Source organism: Caballeronia pedi, from assembly GCF_001544915.2.
Taxonomy (GTDB): Bacteria; Pseudomonadota; Gammaproteobacteria; order Burkholderiales; family Burkholderiaceae; genus Caballeronia; species Caballeronia pedi.
In genome coordinates this window covers 1-636 of record NZ_FCOE02000130.1, presented here as the reverse complement: position 1 = coordinate 636, position 636 = coordinate 1, and the positions used below count along the sequence as shown (strand labels likewise).

1 protein-coding gene is annotated in these 636 nt (G+C 66.8%); it reads right to left on the bottom strand.

Going from position 1 to position 636, the window contains the following annotated elements; all coding sequences use genetic code 11:
* Positions 1-636, bottom strand: a 636-nt coding sequence (locus AWB80_RS45415; RefSeq protein WP_208635780.1) for a hypothetical protein, incomplete at both ends; no start/stop codon positions are given.

The window sequence follows — 636 nt, the reverse complement described above, 5'->3', positions numbered from 1 at the left end:
CCTCCACGGGCATCAGCTCGCTGTCGAGCGGCGTGAGCTCGCTCTCCGCAGGTGTGAGTTCGCTCTCCGCCGGCGTGAGCTCGCTGTCTTCGGGTCTGAACTCGCTGTCGACCTCGACCTCGACGGGCATCAGCTCGCTGTCCACGGGTATTGACTCGCTGTCCACCAACGTGAGCTCGCTGTCCACGGGCGTGAGTTCGCTGTCGGCCGGCGTGAGCTCGCTCTCCGCAGGCGTGAGTTCGCTGTCGGCTGGCGTAAGCTCGCTGTCGACGGGTCTGAACTCGCTGTCGACGTCCACCTCCACGGGCATCAGCTCGCTGTCGGCTGGCGTGAGCTCGCTGTCGGCTGGTGTGAGCTCGCTGTCGACGGGTCTGAACTCGCTGTCGACGTCGACCTCGACGGGCATCAGCTCGCTGTCGAGCGGCGTGAGTTCGCTGTCGGCCGGCGTGAGCTCGCTGTCGGCTGGTGTGAGCTCGCTGTCGACGGGTCTGAATTCGCTGTCGACGTCGACCTCCACGGGCATCAGCTCGCTGTCGAGCGGCGTGAGCTCGCTGTCCGCCGGCGTGAGCTCGTTGTCGGCTGGCGTGAGCTCGCTGTCGACGGGTCTGAACTCGCTGTCGACGTCCACCTCGACGG